Here is a 17,518-nt window from a genome sequence, read left to right on the forward strand (position 1 = left end):
TCTTCGTCCTACACAAGGATAAACGGCACCTTCGTCCAATTTGGACGTTTGCGTTTGTCAAGGTTGATGCGAAGCAAAAGTATAAACCTAATCTTTCATTTCAACGAAGGAAAACATTTTGCTAATATTACGTCGAAGTGTGACAAGTATATTCTCTTGAAATTACTTATCAATTAGGTTAAATTCACTCTATTATTAATTCAACATAGAGTCTGTATTTCCTTCTATTTGACACTCGAATCCATGTAAATGTTTCACGTGGAACAAATTCACAATTTGATTAAAGGCTCTTTCAGCGGGATACCCGCTTTTCTAGGATACTTAGCCGGAGTCGAAGCTAATTTGTGAATCTCTACAAAATGCCGGACCGATTCCTCAATCGGTAGCTGCATACGATTCACCTTAACTACCTTCCCTCTCAACTCTGCTAAACTGAATGAAGCCTCACTGAGTTCCTCATCAATCTCTGAACCTTTCATCGCAATGAACGTACCACCTTTCTTAACAAAAGGAAGGCAAAATTCATTTAGAACCTGCAATCGTGCAACAGCTCTTGCAGTAACCAAATCAAATTGATCTCGATATTTAGGTAATCTAGCAATATCCTCTGCTCTACCATGAACACATTCGGTATCCGAAAGCCCGAGTTGCAAAACTAACTCTCTCAAAAATAAGATACGTTTATTCAAAGAATCCACGATCGTAATTTTTAGATGTGGAAAAGCAATTTTCAAAGGAATACTCGGAAAACCAGCTCCAGAGCCAATATCTGCAACGGATGATACTTGTCCCACATTATAATTAAAAGAAACAGAAAGAGAGTCATAGAAATGTTTTAAATAAACCTGCTCTCTCTCTGTAATACCCGTTAAATTCATTTTCTCGTTCCACTCTACAAGAGTCTTGTAATACAACTCAAATTGATCAAGCTGTAGTGAAGAAAGAGTAATTTGTTGTTTTTCTAATAATTGAACAAATTGTTGTTGAATAGGATCCATGAATTAACCTCTAGCCGCTATGACTCTGTTGTAGTGTTCCAAATAAACGAGCAGGATAGAAATATCCGAAGGTGTAACGCCACCGATACGAGATGCCTGCCCAATAGATATCGGACGAATTTTAGCTAACTTCTGCTTAGCTTCCGTCGCAATCCCGTGTATTTCGCTATACTCGATGTCATCCGGAATTTTCTTTTTCTCCATCTTACGCAAACGTTCAACTTGATTGCTTTGTTTTTCGATGTAACCAGCATATTTTACTTGAATTCCTACTTGTTCTTTCATTTCATCATCAAGCTCAAGTGGAGAAGGAGTCATTTGTTCAATATGTTTATATTCAATCTCAGGACGACGAAGCAGCGAAATGGCTGGTACAGAATTGTTCAACTGCACACTTTCCAAGCTCTCTAATAATTCCTGCACATGAGGCTCAGGCTTAACCTTAACGTTAGTCAAACGTTCAATTTCTTGATCAATCAAAGCCTTCTTATTTAAAAATGCAGCGTATCGTTCGTCTGAAATAAGCCCGATATCATGACCAATTGGCGTTAGTCTTAGGTCAGCATTATCATGGCGAAGAAGTAAACGATATTCAGCGCGTGATGTTAGTAGACGATAAGGTTCATTCGTCCCCTTGGTTACAAGATCATCAATTAGAACACCGATATATCCTTCCGATCTATCCAGAACGATAGCTTCTTTTTCTTGAACTTTACGAGCCGCATTAATACCAGCCATAACCCCTTGACCAGCAGCTTCCTCGTAACCTGATGTTCCATTAATTTGCCCAGCAGTGAATAATCCACTTACCAATTTCGTCTCCAATGATGGTTTCAGCTGAGTAGGAACTACCGCATCATATTCAATGGCATAACCGGTACGCATCATTTCCACTTTCTCTAATCCAGGGATCGAGCGCAAAATGCCCAATTGAACATCTTCCGGCATGCTCGTTGATAACCCTTGAACATAATATTCCGAAGTATTACGTCCTTCTGGTTCTAGAAAGATTTGATGCTTAGGTTTATCAGCAAATCGAACGATTTTATCCTCAATAGATGGGCAATATCTTGGTCCTGTTCCTTCAATAGCACCCGAGAACATCGGTGCACGGTGTAAATTAGAATTAATAATGTTATGCGTTTCCTCAGACGTGTACGTTAACCAACATGGCAGCTGCTCATTACCACCAATCTCAGCTGCTTTTGTCTCAAATGAGAAAAATTTAGGCTCATCATCACCAGGTTGAATTTCAGTTTTACTAAAATCAATTGTATCCTTGTGAACGCGAGGCGGTGTTCCTGTTTTGAACCGAACAAGATCAAATCCAAGTTTACGTAAGGATTCCGATAATTTAACAGAAGGCTGTTGATTATTGGGTCCGCTCTCATACATCAGCTCGCCCATAATAACTTTCCCTCTTAAATAAGTACCTGTTGTTAACACGATGGCTTTGGAATAATATTCAGCGCCTGTTTTAGTGATAACGCCTTTACATACGCCGCCTTCAACAATGAGCTCTTCAGCCATACCTTGACGTAATGTCAAATTTGGAGTCGCTTCGATTGTTTCTTTCATTTTATGTTGATAAGCAAATTTGTCCGCTTGTGCGCGCAGCGCATGTACCGCGGGGCCCTTGCCTGTATTCAGCATTCGCATCTGAATATACGTTTTGTCGATGTTACGACCCATTTCGCCACCAAGCGCGTCAATCTCTCGAACAACGTGGCCCTTCGCAGGACCACCAATAGATGGATTGCAAGGCATGAATGCGACCATGTCTAAATTAATCGTTAATAAAAGCGTATTACAACCCATGCGTGCTGAGGCCAGTGCAGATTCACAACCTGCGTGTCCGGCGCCGATGACAATAACATCATAATCACCTGCATGATATCCCATAATAAACGTCCCTCCCTCTTTTATGAAAACGCAAATGCTGTCGTTTTCATTTTCCTAAGCAAAATTGTGTAAATATTTGATCGATCAGTGATTCTCCTACTGAATCGCCAATAATCTCTCCAAGCTGCTCCCAAGCTGCTCGAATATCAATTTGTATCATATCAATAGGTACATATTGTTCATTAGCATCCAGTGCATCTTGCAACGAACGTTTAGCTTGCTTCAATAGCGAAATATGACGAACATTACTAACATACGTCAAATCACTTGATTCTAGTTTACCCTCAAAGAAAATTGCCGCGATTGCTTTTTCTAAATCTTCAATACCTTTATTCTCAATCAGTGATAACTCAACAATACGTTCATGAGGAAAATAACTCAGAACCTGTTCGACATTCAGTTTTCTACTTAAATCCGTCTTATTCAATATGACAATCGTCTGCTTATCCGCTAATTGTTTCATAAGCGCAATTTCATCGAATTCAAGCTCTTCATTACTATTCAGCACTAACAAAATAAGATCCGCTTCAGCTAAAGCAGTCTTCGAACGCTCAACTCCGATTTGTTCAACGAGATCTGACGTTTCCCTAATGCCTGCAGTATCAAGCAGCTTCAAAGGAATACCGCCAATATTCACGAACTCTTCAATAACATCCCTTGTTGTACCTGGAATATCCGTTACAATTGCACGATTCTCCTGCGCTAATTCATTGAGAAGCGATGATTTGCCGACATTTGGCTTACCAACAATGGCCGTTTCAATACCTTCTCGCAATATCTTCCCTTGCTCAGCGGTTACCAAAAGACGGTCAATTTCGAGCATTACCGTATCACACTTGGTCTTTATCAAAGTGTTCGTCATTTCTTCTACGTCATGCTCAGGATAATCAATATTCACTTCCACGTGAGCCATCAATTCCACTAATATATAACGTAAATGTTTGATTTGCTTCGACAAATTTCCTTCAACTTGCTTTAAAGCTACCTTGAAAGCTCTATCCGATTTAGCCCGGATTAAATCGATTACCGCTTCAGCCTGGGTCAGATCGATCCGACCATTCAAGAATGCCCGCTTCGTGAACTCACCCGGTTCAGCTAACCGAACACCCTGCTGCAGCAATAGATCGAGTACCTTCTTCACAGAAACAATGCCCCCGTGACAGCTGACCTCCACGACGTCTTCCATCGTAAATGAACGCGGAGCTTTCATTAACGTAACTAGAACCTCCTCTACCTTTTCGGCAGAAGCAGGTTCTATTATGAATCCATAATGTACCGTATGCGTCTCAGCAACAGATAATTTCGTTTTAGAGCGAAAAATACGTTCCACGAGTGGAACCGCTTCGTCTCCGCTCACACGAATAACCGCTATCCCACCCTCACCAAGCGGTGTAGAAATAGCAGCAATCGTATCATTTAACATAGTATTTACACCTCGAATTTACCTCATCTTAAAGAAAAAGCAATGACATGATCAAAGTCATTGCGGTATCGTTATTTGACAGCGATAACCACCCGACGGTTCGGTTCTTCGCCTTTACTGTATGTTTTTACGACTGGATGTCCCTGTAATTCGGCATGAATAATCTTTCGTTCCTGAGAATTCATGGGTTCAAGAATCACTTCTTTTTTAGACTTAATCACTCGATTGGCGAGTCTAACTGCGAGCTCCTCCAATGTCTTCTTACGTCTATCCCTGAAATTTTCCGCATCTAAGATAATACGAAAATGAGAATTCGCATACCGGTTTGCAACGATATTCACCAAATACTGCAAAGCATCCAGTGTTTGTCCTCTTTTACCGATGAGAATACCTAATTCAGAGCCACTCATATTCAAGATATAGCCTTCACGATCTTTACGCGTATCTATGGTGATGGAAATCTGCATCGCTGTGAACATATCTTGTAAGAAAGCAATGGCTTCCTCAAGTGGATCTGGAATCAATTCAAGCTCTACTTTAGCTTCTTTGGTACCAATAAATCCGAACCACCCTCGAGAGGGTTGCTCCAAAATATGAATGTTTACACGATCCTCGGAAACTTGCCATTGAGATAAACCGGATTTAACCGCTAGCTCAATAGTCTTTCCAGTCACCACAATTTTTTTCATTTGGACAGGCCACCCTTATTTTTTTGCGCCGCCTTTTGCGATGCAGGAGAACCATAAATAAAGTAAGACTGAATGATTGTGAAGATGTTACCGAAAATCCAGTAAAGCGGAAGTGCAGCTGCGAAATTCATGGACATCACGAAAATCATAACTGGGAAAATATATAATAAGCTTTTCATTTGTTGATTCATTTGGGAAGACATAAACATTTGTTGAACGAATGTCGTTGCCGCGGCAATCAACGGAAGAATGTACAGGTGATCCGGTTGTCCAAGATTCATCCATAGGAAAGTATGTTCACGGATGTGGTCATTACGCATAATCGCTTGATAAAGAGCAATCAGAATTGGCATTTGAACAATGATTGGGAAACATCCTGCTAATGGATTCACACCATTTTGCTGAAACAGCTTCATTGTTTCTTCCTGCTGTTTCTTCGCATCATCTTTATACTTTTCTTTGAGCTTCTTCATCTCTGGCTGTAGATCTTGCATCCGTTTGGAACTTTTATACTGCTTAAGTGTAAGCGGCAAAATAATTAAACGAATGATCAAGGTAACGACCATGATGGATAATCCGTATTGACCCCATAAATGATCAGCGAACCAGTCCAGCGTCATAGAAAGCGGGTACACAAAATATTTAACGAAAAAACTTGCGGTATTCGGATCAATAGGTGCCATAGCTGCACTTGACGGACTACATCCGGACAGTAATAAGATCAACGCTGAGAGTGAAGCTAGCATATAAATTCGACGAGTCAAAATGAGATCCTCCTAAATATCTTTTCCATCATAAACTATAACACATCTTCAGCTCGCAAGGAAATATTACGTTACTTTTTAATGACATCATTTCTTTTTAATAAAGAAGCTTTACGTATCACATGCCAGATACTTTTCTCCATCTCGGCATAGTCCATTTCAACCACTGGTTTTCTAGCTAATAAGATGTAGTCATAATGTGGCGTCATATTCTCTTTTTTCAGCCGGATAATTTCCTTCATCATTCGTCTGAGCCGATTTCGTACGACAGCATTGCCAACCTTTTTGCTAACAGACACACCGAGTCGAAACTGTTCCAATTTAGGTTGAGGCAAATAATATAGAACGAATTGATGATTGGCCATCGACTTCCCATACCGGTATACCTTATTGAAGTCTTCTCTTTTAGCTAATCTATATATTTTTTCCACGATTATATACGCTCCAGACAGATGACTCCAAGATTAAATTTAGTTTCTATACAATATTAGTTAGCTTATATAGTTTTAACAGAAATGTCCCCATATAAACCATCCAACAAAATGCAAAAAAAAAAGCCCCTTCCGGAGCCTCATTTTTACGCGCTAAGAATTTTTCTTCCTTTAAGACGACGAGCTTGTAGAACTTTACGACCGTTCTTCGTGCTCATTCTTTTACGGAAACCATGATTCTTCTTACGCTTTCTCGTATTCGGGTTAAACGTCGGACCCATCTATAGCACCTCCCTACCTGAGGATATCCATCCTACAAAATTTCTACTACTCATTAAATCATTTCTACAGCAGAAAGTCAACATACCCGAGTGTACAGCTGAAGAAGACATTTTCTCCATAAATATAAAAAAAAGAACAACCTGTGTATAAAATTTCACCTCTCCACAGAGAAGCTTGTCGAAAATTAACATAATATCAACAATATCTTGTGTTGTGAACAAAATCTATGCACAACTTGTTGTAAATGTGGATAATATCAAACAATCCGTTGATTAACAAGTAATCTTTTGATAAGATGATAATGTTTCTGTTGTGGATAGACACCACTAACTCTCCGACTTATCAACAACCTGTGGATAACAATGTGCACAATTTTCCCTCTACAAGAATAAGTCATTTCAGCCGATCCTTAATAATGTGGATAAAATCGACAAAAATCGTCCTTTCTTGACCGCATCAGACATAAAGTTTCTTTTCATTGTTAACCGCACAAACTATATACAAATTTCGATTAAGCCGAACGTTTAATGTAAATTGCTTATATTCGAGATTTTACAATAAAGCTTTATAAACCGAACATATCTTTACTGGCCTTATGCCACATGTTTGATTTCAAAGGAGTGAATTACTGTGGAAGGCCATTCTACGGACTTATGGCAGCAAATTTTAACGATTATTCAAACCAAACTCAGTAAACCAAGCTTCGACACTTGGCTTAAATCAACCAAAGCGACAGTATTCAATGATTCAACTGTCGTTATTTGTGCGCCCAACAATTTTGCTCAGGAATGGCTCGAAAGCCGTTATACCAAGCTAATTGAAGGAACCATTTATGACTTTACAGGTAAACATGTTTCTGTGAAATTCATCATTGAAACGGAAGAGCAGAAATCTCAGTCAACAGCGGTTCAACCAGCTGTTATTCCACCTAAAGGTCCTGCGATCGTTACAGGTGAAGAAAATTTCACCAATATGATGAATGCCAGGTATACCTTTGATACGTTCGTTATCGGATCAGGCAATCGATTCGCTCATGCTGCATCTTTAGCTGTTGCCGAAGCGCCGGCTAAAGCTTATAATCCACTCTTTCTTTATGGAGGAGTTGGTTTAGGTAAGACCCATTTAATGCATGCCATTGGCCACTATGTGTTAGAACATAACCCTGGGGCACGTGTTTTATATATTTCATCAGAAAAGTTCACGAATGAATTTATTAATGCGGTTCGTGATAACCGCGGAGAAGGATTTCGTAATAAATATAGAACGATCGATGTGCTATTGATTGATGATATTCAATTTCTCGCTGGTAAAGAAGGTACGCAGGAGGAGTTTTTCCATACATTTAATGCGCTTCATGAAGAAGGCAAACAAATTATTATCTCTAGTGACCGGCCGCCCAAAGAAATTCCAACCCTGGAAGATCGGTTACGCTCAAGATTTGAGTGGGGACTAATTACAGACATTCAGCCCCCAGATTTAGAAACACGCATAGCCATTCTTCGCAAAAAAGCGAAAGCAGAGAATCTGGAAATTCCGAATGAAGCGATGATCTACATCGCGAACCAAATTGATACGAATATTCGTGAGCTTGAAGGTGCTTTGATTCGAGTTGTTGCGTATTCATCCCTTATCAATCAGGATATTAGCGTGCATCTAACAGCCGAAGCATTGAAAGATATTATTCCATCGAATCGACCACGGGTAATCACGATACAGGATATTCAGCAACGGGTTGGAGAATTCTATGGTTTAAAGCTAGAGGATTTCAAAGCCCGTAAACGAACAAAAGCCGTCGCATTCCCTAGACAGGTCGCGATGTACCTGGCACGTGAGTTGACGGACTTCTCTTTGCCGAAAATCGGAGATAATTTTGGTGGTCGTGACCATACAACGGTTATCCATGCCCATGATAAAATATCACAACAATTAAAAGTAGATCAGGATCTTTACAAGATCGTTCATAATCTGACAGAACGCATCAAGAACCCCTCTTGATAACATTTAATTTTGGGTAAGCCTATGCACAATCTATTCACATGTGGATAGGCTTGATTTATATAAGGTTCATCCACATATCCACATATCCAGAGCCCCTACTGCTATTACTAATAAAGAATGTTATTATATAATGATTATGCTAACGCAATGAAAAAAAGAACCACAGGAGTGAAATCATGAAATTAACCATCCTAAAAGACCATCTCATTGAATCCATTGGTCACGTTTCCAAGGCCATATCCTCTCGTACAACCATACCTATCCTTACAGGGATCAAAATAGATGCAACCTTAAGCGGTGTAACCCTTACAGCAAGCGATACGGATATTTCCATTCAAAGCTTTACCCCTAGTGAAAATGACAAGATTAAAATTATTGAACTATTTCAAGCTGGCAGTGTTGTTCTTCCAGCCAAATTCTTCGTTGAAATTATTCGCAAACTACCTGCACAATTAATCGAAATTGAAGTAAGAAATAACTTTCAAACGATTATTCGTTCTGGTTCTTCTGAGATTCAAATCATGGGGCTCGATCCCGATGAGTATCCGCTGTTGCCTGAAATTGAAGAAAGTAAAATGCTTCGTTTACCCAGCGATTTGCTAAAAACGATGATAAAGCAAACTTCATATGCCGTATCAACGAATGAATCGACGCCTATTCTTACGGGTGTGCTCTGGAACATCTCAGGTGATAAACTGAAATTTATTGCTTGTGATCGTCATCGACTCGCTAGTAGAGAGGTAACGGTTGATAATGATAATGCTCATCAACTGCCTAACATTGTTATCGCAGGCCGAACTCTGAACGAATTAAGCAAAATTTTGCCTGATCAAAACTCCCTTATAGATATAGTTATTTCAGACAATCAGGTTTTATTCAAAATTCATTCAATTTTGTTCTATTCTCGCATTTTAGACGGAACTTACCCGGATACATCGAAGCTGATTCCGCAATCTTTTCAAACCGAAATGGTCGTACCAACCAAAGAATTGGCTGAAGCCATCGACCGTGCTTACTTACTTTCCAGAGAAGATAAGACGAACATTGTGAAAATGATGATGCTTGAAGACCAGACGATTGAGATTTCTTCGAGTTCTTCCGAACTTGGAAAAGTAACGGAGCAAATTAACCTGCAGCATATTGCTGGTGAGTTACTCAAAATCTCATTTAACTCCAAATATATGCTCGATGCGCTTAAAGTTCTTGATTCCGAGTTCATTCACATCGGATTTACTGGAGCTATGCAGCCAATCATCATGAAACCACAAGATTCCACAAACATTCTGCAGCTTATTTTGCCGTATCGAACAACGAATTAAGGAGTGCGTTATATGAAACAGATCCCCATAAATACGGACTATATTACACTTGGACAGTTTCTGAAATTATCGGACTGTATATCCACAGGTGGACAAGCCAAATTTTTTGTTGTGGATACAAAAATTGAAGTGAACGGACAAGCTGAAAATCGTAGAGGCCGGAAACTCGTGCCGCAAGATGTGGTAACCGTGGAGGGTTTCGGACAATTCGAAGTCGTTAGCTCCTGATCGGATTAACCCAGGAGGATGGCCACCCATGTTTTTGAACAGACTCGTACTCAGTCATTACAGAAATTATGACCAGATTGAGCTAACAACGGATAGCAATGTGAATATATTCGTTGGACCTAACGCCCAGGGCAAAACTAATTTATTGGAATCAATCTATGTAATGGCCATGACGAAATCACATCGGACTCATCAGGATAAAGAATTAATTGGCTGGAACGGTGAGCAGACGCAGCTGCATGCAGAAATTCAGAAGCGATATGGGAGCTGTAAGCTGGATCTCTCCATTTCGACCAAAGGTAAAAAAGCGAAAATCAATGGCCTCGAACAAAAGAAGCTTAGTAACTTTATCGGTGCTTTGAATGTGGTCATGTTTGCTCCGGAAGACTTGGAGATCGTCAAAGGAACTCCGGGTATTAGAAGGCGTTTCCTCGATATGGAGATTGGCCAAGTACAGCCCTCCTATCTGCATGATTTATCGCAATATCAGAAAATTTTGGTGCAGCGGAACAATTATTTAAAGCAATCTTTTCCAGGAAAAACCGCGCCAGACGCGATGTTAGACATTTGGAATGAACAATTAGCACAGTATGGTGTTAAAATTATGAAAAAACGTCAAAGCTTTATTAAGAAGCTACAACAATGGGCGGAAACGATCCATAGAGGGATTACGAACGATAGTGAGGAGCTTCTTATTCGCTATTCCCCCTCTTTTGACATGACACCGTTTGAAGATGAATCTGTTTTATTAGACCAATTTATGATAAAGTTATCATTGGTTAGAGATCAGGAATTCCGAAGAGGTGTTACATTAGTGGGCCCTCATCGTGACGATCTTCTTTTTTACATCAACGACAAAGAAGTCCAAACGTATGGATCACAGGGCCAACAGCGTACTACAGCGTTATCACTTAAGCTTGCAGAAATAGAGCTTATTCATGAGGAAGTTGGCGAGTATCCCCTATTATTGCTGGATGATGTGCTATCCGAGCTTGATGAGTATAGACAGACACAACTGATCCGTACGTTTCAGCAGAAAGTCCAAACTTTTATTACAACAACAGGTCTAGAAAGTGTCCATTTGGATCAACTGGATCATGCTTCCGTGTTTCATGTTTTGAAAGGAAATGTAAGCGGCAGGAGCTGAGGAGCATGTTTATTCATTTGGGTGGAGAGAAAATTATTAGAGCATCCGAACTGATTGCTATTTTCGATATCTCGATCGAGAAATCTTCCAAAATATCGAAACAATTTATACAGCAAGCTTTAAAAGATAAAAAAACAGAGCAAATCGGCGAAGAAGATTGCAAATCACTCGTTGTTACGAAGAGTAAAGTGTATTATTCTCCAATTTCCTCTACTACGCTCAAGAAAAGAGCGCATCAATTACTAACGAATTAACCTTTTCTCCCCACATAGGAAAGAAATAAGATTTCGGCATGTCGAAATCAGTTTTCTTATTGGCGAATATACTGTCCTCTAAGCGCGTCACTCATTTTCGAATGACTACGATAGAGGTTTCTCTCACTATAAAAAAGCAGGTGAAGATTAACATGTCTGTGAATCAAAATGCGTACGATGACAGTCAGATTCAGGTTCTGGAAGGTTTAGAGGCCGTTCGTAAAAGACCGGGTATGTACATTGGTTCAACCAGTGCCCGTGGACTTCATCATCTTGTATGGGAAGTTGTCGATAACAGTATCGATGAAGCTTTAGCCGGCTATTGTACAAAGATTGACGTAATTGTTCATAAGAATAATAGTGTTACCGTTATCGATAATGGCCGTGGAATCCCTGTTGGTGAAAACGCCAAGTTAAAAAGACCAACGCTCGAAGTTGTTCTAACGGTTCTTCATGCCGGCGGTAAGTTCGGTGGAGATGATTCCGGCTATAAAGTATCGGGTGGTCTGCATGGTGTAGGTATCTCTGTTGTTAATGCGTTATCTGAGCTGCTGACGGTTCAAGTTAAGCGTGAGGGTAAAATTCATCAACAAGAGTATCGCCGCGGTGCGCCTCAGTACGACGTGAAGGTCATTGGTGAAACGGAAGAAACAGGGACGCAAGTTACGTTCCAACCGGATCCGGAGATCTTCAAGGAAACGACGGAGTATGACTATGATATTCTCCAATCCAGAATTCGCGAGCTAGCTTTCTTGAATAAAGGAATCGAGATCAATTTAATTGATGAGCGTACGGATACGGTCAATACACATAGGTACGAAGGCGGGATTGTTTCCTTCGTTCAGCATTTGAACCGTAACCGTGAAGTCGTCAATGAGATGCCAATCTATGTGGAAGGTTCCAAAGATAATATCTCCATCGAGATTGCCCTTCAGTACAACGATAGCTATACGGAAAATATTTACTCCTTCGCGAATAACATCAATACACATGAGGGTGGTACTCACGAGTCCGGTTTTAAAAGCGCGCTAACGCGGATCTTGAATGACTATGCCCGCAAAAGTAATTCGTTGAAAGAAAGTGACTCCAACCTGTCGGGAGATGATGTGCGCGAAGGTCTTGCTGCCATTATTTCCGTGAAAATCCCTGAACCCCAATTTGAGGGTCAAACGAAGACTAAACTAGGGAATAGTGAAGTCCGCGGTATTGTAGAATCTCTATTTGCCGAGAAGCTGCAAACATTTATGGAAGAGAACCCCTCTGTTGCGAAGAAGATTCTCGAAAAAGGGATTCAAGCGGCAAGAGCAAGAGAAGCTGCGCGTAAAGCGAGAGAATTAACTCGTCGTAAAAGCGCATTGGAAGTAAGTGCGCTGCCAGGTAAACTAGCAGATTGCTCATCCAAGGATGCTTCTATCAGTGAGATTTACATCGTAGAAGGTGACTCAGCAGGTGGATCAGCTAAGCAAGGACGTGATCGTCACTTCCAAGCGATTCTTCCACTTCGCGGAAAAATTCTGAATGTAGAGAAAGCTAGATTGGATCGTATTCTATCCAATACGGAAATTCGTGCGATGATTACAGCCTTTGGCACAGGGATCAGTGACGATTTCGATATCGCTAAGGCACGTTATCACAAAATTATTATCATGACAGATGCCGACGTTGATGGAGCACACATTCGTACGCTTCTGCTTACTTTCTTCTACAGGTACATGAAAAAATTAATCGAAACCGGTTATGTGTATATTGCACAACCGCCACTTTTCAAGCTCGAAAGAAATAAAACGGTTCGCTATGCGTATAACGAAAAGCAAAGAGAAGCCATCATGCAGGAGTTCGGTGAAGGCGCCAAAGTCAATGTACAGCGTTACAAAGGACTTGGCGAGATGAATCCAGAACAATTGTGGGAAACGACGATGGATCCGGAAAGCCGTACATTCCTTCAAGTAACGATCGAAGATGCGATTGAAGCAGATACGCTCTTTGATTCATTGATGGGAGATAACGTAGAACCTAGAAGAGATTTCATCGAGGAACATGCGAAGTACGTGAAAAATCTAGATATCTAAACGTCCTAGACGTTGCTAACGATGTAAGCTTTCAGGAGGAACATTCATGAGCGAAGAATTACATTCGCAAGTCAAAGAAATTGACATTTCTACCGAAATGCGTACATCTTTCTTAGACTATGCGATGAGTATCATTGTCAGTCGTGCACTGCCAGATGTAAGAGACGGTCTGAAGCCTGTTCATCGTCGTATCTTGTTTGCGATGTCTGAGCTAGGCATGTCTCCAGATAAACCACATAAGAAATCAGCGAGAATCGTTGGTGAAGTCATCGGTAAGTACCATCCGCATGGAGACACTGCGGTTTATGAGACGATGGTTCGGATGGCGCAAGATTTCTCACTTCGTTATATGCTGGTTGATGGTCATGGTAACTTTGGATCGATCGACGGTGATATGGCAGCGGCCATGCGTTATACCGAAGCTCGCTTGTCGAAGATCGCGATGGAGCTTCTTCGCGATATTAACAAAGAGACAATTGACTATAAACCAAACTACGATGGCGAAGAAAATGAACCGGTTGTTCTCCCTTCTCGTTTTCCGAACTTGCTTGTGAACGGAAGCTCCGGGATTGCGGTAGGGATGGCTACAAACATTCCTCCTCATAACCTTCGTGAGGTTATCGAAGGTATCCAAATGATGATTGAAAATCCGGATATTACACCTCTTGAATTGATGCAAGCTATCAAAGGACCGGATTTCCCTACAGCTGGCTTTATCTTAGGCCGTGAGGGGATTAGGCAAGCCTATCAAACAGGCAGAGGTTCTGTTACGATGCGTGCTAGAACTGTTATTGAAGAAAACAATAATAAAGCTAGAATCATTGTTAATGAGCTGCCTTATCAAGTAAACAAAGCTAGATTAGTTGAGAAAATTGCGGAACTTGTTCGTGAGAAAAAGATTGATGGTATCACGGATCTTCGAGATGAATCCGACCGCAACGGTATGCGAGTTGTCATCGAGCTTCGTCGCGACGTCAATCCGCATGTTGTTCTGAATAACTTGTTTAAACATACAGCCATGCAATCGAACTTCGGTATTATTATGCTAGCACTCGTCAACGGCGAACCAAGGGTTCTAAATCTTCGAGAGATGCTACATTATTACCTCAAGCATCAGCAAGAAGTCATTCGTCGTAGAACTGAGTATGATCTGCGCAAAGCGGAAGCGCGCGCTCACATTTTGGAAGGCTTGCGCATCGCACTTGATCACTTGGATCAAGTTATTGCCTTGATTCGTGCTTCCCGTACGACGGACGAAGCTAGAGAAGGGCTCATGACTACGTTTAATTTGAGCCTCGATCAAGCTCAAGCAATTCTCGATATGCGTCTACAGCGTTTAACAGGCTTAGAACGTGAGAAGATCGAAGCTGAGTATGCCGAACTTATGAAGAAAATCGCTGAGCTTAAAGCGATTCTTGCTGATGAGAATCTGATTCTAGCTATCATTAGCGAAGAATTGAATGAAATTAAAGAGAAATTCGGCGATGAGCGACGTTCCGAAATTACGGTTGGTGAGGAAAGCATCGAAGATGAAGACCTCATCCCGCGTGAAGATGTCGTTATCACGATTACGCATACGGGTTACATTAAGCGTCTTCCGGTTACGACGTATCGGAATCAGAAGCGTGGCGGACGTGGGATTGTCGGAATGGATACCAAGGACAATGACTTCGTCGAACATTTATTCGTGACGAATACGCATCATTATTTGATGTTCTTTACGAATAAAGGTAAAGTGTACCGTCTGAAAGCTTACGAGATTCCGGATTTGAGCCGGACGGCTCGTGGAACACCAATCATTAACTTAATCCAGATCGAGCAAGGTGAGACGGTTAACGCGGTGATTCCGGTAGAGAGCTTCGAAACTGAGCAATACTTATTCTTTGCAACGAAGCAAGGGGTTGTGAAGAAAACTCCGATTGACGATTATTCAAACATTCGTAGAGGTGGCTTAATTGCCATTAATTTACGGGATGATGATGATCTCATTGGCGTTAAGCTGACTGACGGTAACCAAGGTATTATTATGGGAACCAAGCTCGGCATGTCCATTCATTTCCCAGAACAAGATGTTCGTTCCATGGGTAGGTCTGCTACTGGGGTTAAAGGGATACACTTGGATCCAGAAGATACGGTTATTGATATGGACGTTGTCCATGAAGATAATAGTGTACTCATTGTAACGACCAAAGGCTTTGGTAAGAGAACGCCTGTTTCTGAGTATCGGATTCAGTCTCGCGGTGGTAAAGGGATTAAGACTTTGAACGTCACAGATAAGAACGGCCCTATTGTCGGTCTTAAAGTGGTGCAAAATGATGAGGATCTTATGATTATTACTGCATCGGGTACTGTTATTCGTACAAGCATGGATGGGATTTCTATGATGGGTCGTAACACGCAGGGTGTGCGCTTAATCAATATTCGTGAAGACGATGAAGTTGGAACCTTAGCTCGCGTGCAGAAAAATGAAGAGCAAAGCGAGAATGAGGAAGACGGCGATTGGGAAGAAACAGAAGGAACAGATACAGAAGAATAAAATGTCGGGATGGGGCTTACAAACCCATCCCTTTTACTTTACAATAAGAAGTATAAGAAAAATTAAGGTGAGTGAATGATTGTGCCGACAGTAGCCGTTTCTCAATTAAAATATGGTGAAAGATTAGGCGATAACGTAATAACGAAATTGGGAAATGTACTTTTCAATAAAGGAAAAGTTATTAGTGAAAGAGAGATTGAGATTCTAAAAGCGTTTCTCATTTCCTCTGTCTTTATTGAGTCTAAGAATGGTACAGAATCCGAAGCCACGAGTGAAGAAACGAAACCGAATGAAGTTGCAACCGTTCATCCTTTTTATATGGAATACCAGAATATGTTGAAGCTGCTTAAACGCGTCTTTTATCTCGCTAATGGTGGACAACCGCTTCCCATTTTAGATCTTCGAAACGGTCTTGAAGCACTCATTCAACATATTGATGCCTATAAAGTACTTACCTTCACACCGAAAAATCGCAGTTTGCAAGATTACATTTATCACAAAAGTATTCAGGTCAGCTTAACCGCTTATTCATTAGCTAGATGGCATGGCCTTCCTCAGAAAGATCTGATGCAAATAGCGTTAGCCGGTCTCTTACATGACATTGGTATATCCAAAGTTGATCCAGCCATTCTTGAGAAGAAGAGCTCCCTAACAGCATCTGAAATGGATGAGATTAAACAGCACACGCTAATCGGGTATCAAATTCTTAAAAATATTTCCGGTATTAACGAAGGTGTCAAATTAACGGCCATTCAGCATCATGAACGTGAGGATGGATCGGGTTATCCCTTAGGCGTTAAAGGTGACAAGATTCACATGTATGCCAAAATAGTAGCGATTGCTGATATTTATAATGCTATGACCAATGAGCGTTACTATAAAACGGCTTTATCGCCTTATGTTGTACTAGAGCAGCTCTTCACAGAATCATTCGGTAAGGTAGATCCAACCCTGGTTCAAGTATTTATGAACAAGTCCACACAAATCAGCAATGGAACAATCGTGAAACTAAGCGATAACCGTGTAGGTGAGATTATATTCTCCGATCGCTCGCATCCTACCAGACCTTGGATTAACGTTAATGGAACGATCGTAAATTTAACATTAGAAAGAAGCCTGTTCATTCAAGATGTTATTGGTCATATTTAAAAGGCATAAAGAGTAATGTTAACCCCCTATACAGGGGGTTTTCTTTATTATTAAGAAATGATTAAGAAAAGCTTGCATTCTGTATATAGATTTGTTATATTACTCCTTGTCGCTTCGGCGGTCGAACGAAAGAACGAGAGAAATTAAAAAAAGTTCTTGCAATCGAATAGGCTGATGTGGTATATTAATCAAGTCGCCTTTGAGGGGCGAAGGATTAAAACGAAAGAAATTGATCTTTGAAAACTGAACAACGAGTGAGTAAGCACGAACGAGAAATCGTTCAAAAAAGAGATTGCAAAATCTCGCTAGCAACGCAAATGAGCAATTAA

General features: G+C 40.7%; 16 protein-coding genes. 8 read left to right on the forward strand and 8 right to left on the reverse strand.

Annotation, left to right across the window (positions count from 1 at the left end):
- Window positions 1-269: 269 nt before the first annotated feature.
- From rsmG to rpmH, 7 genes are all read right to left on the reverse strand, one after another.
- On the reverse strand, window positions 270-998 hold the full coding sequence (rsmG, locus tag AC58U0_RS22245; protein WP_497381143.1) for a 16S rRNA (guanine(527)-N(7))-methyltransferase RsmG: 729 nt from the start codon (window positions 996-998) through the stop codon (window positions 270-272).
- A 3-nt stretch (window positions 999-1,001) separates the two neighbouring features.
- Window positions 1,002-2,900, reverse strand: coding sequence for a tRNA uridine-5-carboxymethylaminomethyl(34) synthesis enzyme MnmG (gene mnmG / locus AC58U0_RS22250; RefSeq protein WP_497381144.1), 1,899 nt, complete (start codon window positions 2,898-2,900; stop codon window positions 1,002-1,004).
- A gap of 46 nt (window positions 2,901-2,946) precedes the next feature.
- Window positions 2,947-4,323, reverse strand: coding sequence for a tRNA uridine-5-carboxymethylaminomethyl(34) synthesis GTPase MnmE (gene mnmE, locus AC58U0_RS22255; RefSeq protein WP_497381145.1), 1,377 nt, complete (start codon window positions 4,321-4,323; stop codon window positions 2,947-2,949).
- 71 nt (window positions 4,324-4,394) lie between these two features.
- Window positions 4,395-5,012 carry an RNA-binding cell elongation regulator Jag/EloR gene (jag, locus tag AC58U0_RS22260; RefSeq protein ID WP_057304387.1) on the reverse strand — a complete coding sequence of 206 codons (618 nt, stop codon included), beginning with the start codon at window positions 5,010-5,012 and terminating at the stop codon, window positions 4,395-4,397.
- Window positions 5,009-5,776, reverse strand: a complete 768-nt coding sequence (gene yidC, locus AC58U0_RS22265) for a membrane protein insertase YidC (RefSeq protein ID WP_414858674.1) — start codon at window positions 5,774-5,776, stop codon at window positions 5,009-5,011. The genes jag and yidC overlap by 4 nt, the downstream gene beginning before the upstream one ends.
- Before the next feature lie 71 nt (window positions 5,777-5,847).
- A complete protein-coding gene (rnpA, locus tag AC58U0_RS22270; protein WP_057304386.1) occupies window positions 5,848-6,207 on the reverse strand; it encodes a ribonuclease P protein component in 360 nt (119 codons plus the stop codon).
- Window positions 6,208-6,353: 146 nt separating this feature from the next.
- On the reverse strand, window positions 6,354-6,488 hold the full coding sequence (gene rpmH, locus AC58U0_RS22275; protein ID WP_029196162.1) for a 50S ribosomal protein L34: 135 nt from the start codon (window positions 6,486-6,488) through the stop codon (window positions 6,354-6,356).
- Window positions 6,489-7,119: 631 nt separating this feature from the next.
- On the opposite strand from rpmH, the gene dnaA reads away from it, so the two are divergent.
- The 8 genes from dnaA (at window position 7,120) to AC58U0_RS22315 (ending at window position 17,189) form a co-directional block, all read left to right on the forward strand.
- A complete protein-coding gene (gene dnaA, locus AC58U0_RS22280; protein ID WP_057304385.1) occupies window positions 7,120-8,484 on the forward strand; it encodes a chromosomal replication initiator protein DnaA in 1,365 nt (454 codons plus the stop codon).
- Between the two features lie 179 nt (window positions 8,485-8,663).
- A complete protein-coding gene (gene dnaN, locus AC58U0_RS22285; RefSeq protein ID WP_060645524.1) occupies window positions 8,664-9,806 on the forward strand; it encodes a DNA polymerase III subunit beta in 1,143 nt (380 codons plus the stop codon).
- A 12-nt stretch (window positions 9,807-9,818) separates the two neighbouring features.
- Window positions 9,819-10,034 carry a S4 domain-containing protein YaaA gene (yaaA, locus tag AC58U0_RS22290; RefSeq protein WP_047684005.1) on the forward strand — a complete coding sequence of 72 codons (216 nt, stop codon included), beginning with the start codon at window positions 9,819-9,821 and terminating at the stop codon, window positions 10,032-10,034.
- Window positions 10,035-10,062: 28 nt separating this feature from the next.
- Entirely contained in the window at window positions 10,063-11,181 is a 1,119-nt protein-coding gene (gene recF / locus AC58U0_RS22295; RefSeq protein WP_047684002.1) for a DNA replication/repair protein RecF, read from the forward strand.
- Window positions 11,182-11,186: 5 nt separating this feature from the next.
- On the forward strand, window positions 11,187-11,435 hold the full coding sequence (remB, locus tag AC58U0_RS22300) for an extracellular matrix regulator RemB (protein ID WP_047683999.1): 249 nt from the start codon (window positions 11,187-11,189) through the stop codon (window positions 11,433-11,435).
- 152 nt (window positions 11,436-11,587) lie between these two features.
- Window positions 11,588-13,504, forward strand: a complete 1,917-nt coding sequence (gene gyrB / locus AC58U0_RS22305; protein ID WP_057304383.1) for a DNA topoisomerase (ATP-hydrolyzing) subunit B — start codon at window positions 11,588-11,590, stop codon at window positions 13,502-13,504.
- 46 nt (window positions 13,505-13,550) lie between these two features.
- Window positions 13,551-16,040 (forward strand): DNA gyrase subunit A, encoded by a 2,490-nt coding sequence (gene gyrA, locus AC58U0_RS22310; RefSeq protein WP_497381146.1) that lies wholly within the window; start codon window positions 13,551-13,553, stop codon window positions 16,038-16,040.
- 81 nt (window positions 16,041-16,121) lie between these two features.
- Complete coding sequence (locus tag AC58U0_RS22315) at window positions 16,122-17,189, forward strand: HD-GYP domain-containing protein (RefSeq protein WP_497381155.1); 1,068 nt, start codon at window positions 16,122-16,124, stop codon at window positions 17,187-17,189.
- A gap of 99 nt (window positions 17,190-17,288) precedes the next feature.
- On the opposite strand, the gene AC58U0_RS22320 is transcribed toward AC58U0_RS22315, so the two are convergent.
- The coding region (locus AC58U0_RS22320) for a hypothetical protein (RefSeq protein ID WP_497381147.1) at window positions 17,289-17,518 on the reverse strand (230 nt) is incomplete at its 5' end.

The organism is Paenibacillus sp. J31P190, assembly GCF_059692075.1.

What these genes read in the sequence shown, in the direction of transcription:
- rsmG (WP_497381143.1), bottom strand. Translation starts at nt 998, where the DNA reads ATGGATCCTATTCAACAACAATTTGTTCAATTATTAGAAAAACAACAA.
- mnmG (WP_497381144.1), bottom strand. Translation starts at nt 2,900, where the DNA reads ATGGGATATCATGCAGGTGATTATGATGTTATTGTCATCGGCGCCGGA.
- mnmE (WP_497381145.1), bottom strand. Translation starts at nt 4,323, where the DNA reads ATGTTAAATGATACGATTGCTGCTATTTCTACACCGCTTGGTGAGGGT.
- jag (WP_057304387.1), bottom strand. Translation starts at nt 5,012, where the DNA reads ATGAAAAAAATTGTGGTGACTGGAAAGACTATTGAGCTAGCGGTTAAA.
- rpmH (WP_029196162.1), bottom strand. Translation starts at nt 6,488, where the DNA reads ATGGGTCCGACGTTTAACCCGAATACGAGAAAGCGTAAGAAGAATCAT.
- dnaN (WP_060645524.1), top strand. Translation starts at nt 8,664, where the DNA reads ATGAAATTAACCATCCTAAAAGACCATCTCATTGAATCCATTGGTCAC.
- yaaA (WP_047684005.1), top strand. Translation starts at nt 9,819, where the DNA reads ATGAAACAGATCCCCATAAATACGGACTATATTACACTTGGACAGTTT.
- recF (WP_047684002.1), top strand. Translation starts at nt 10,063, where the DNA reads ATGTTTTTGAACAGACTCGTACTCAGTCATTACAGAAATTATGACCAG.
- remB (WP_047683999.1), top strand. Translation starts at nt 11,187, where the DNA reads ATGTTTATTCATTTGGGTGGAGAGAAAATTATTAGAGCATCCGAACTG.
- gyrB (WP_057304383.1), top strand. Translation starts at nt 11,588, where the DNA reads ATGTCTGTGAATCAAAATGCGTACGATGACAGTCAGATTCAGGTTCTG.
- gyrA (WP_497381146.1), top strand. Translation starts at nt 13,551, where the DNA reads ATGAGCGAAGAATTACATTCGCAAGTCAAAGAAATTGACATTTCTACC.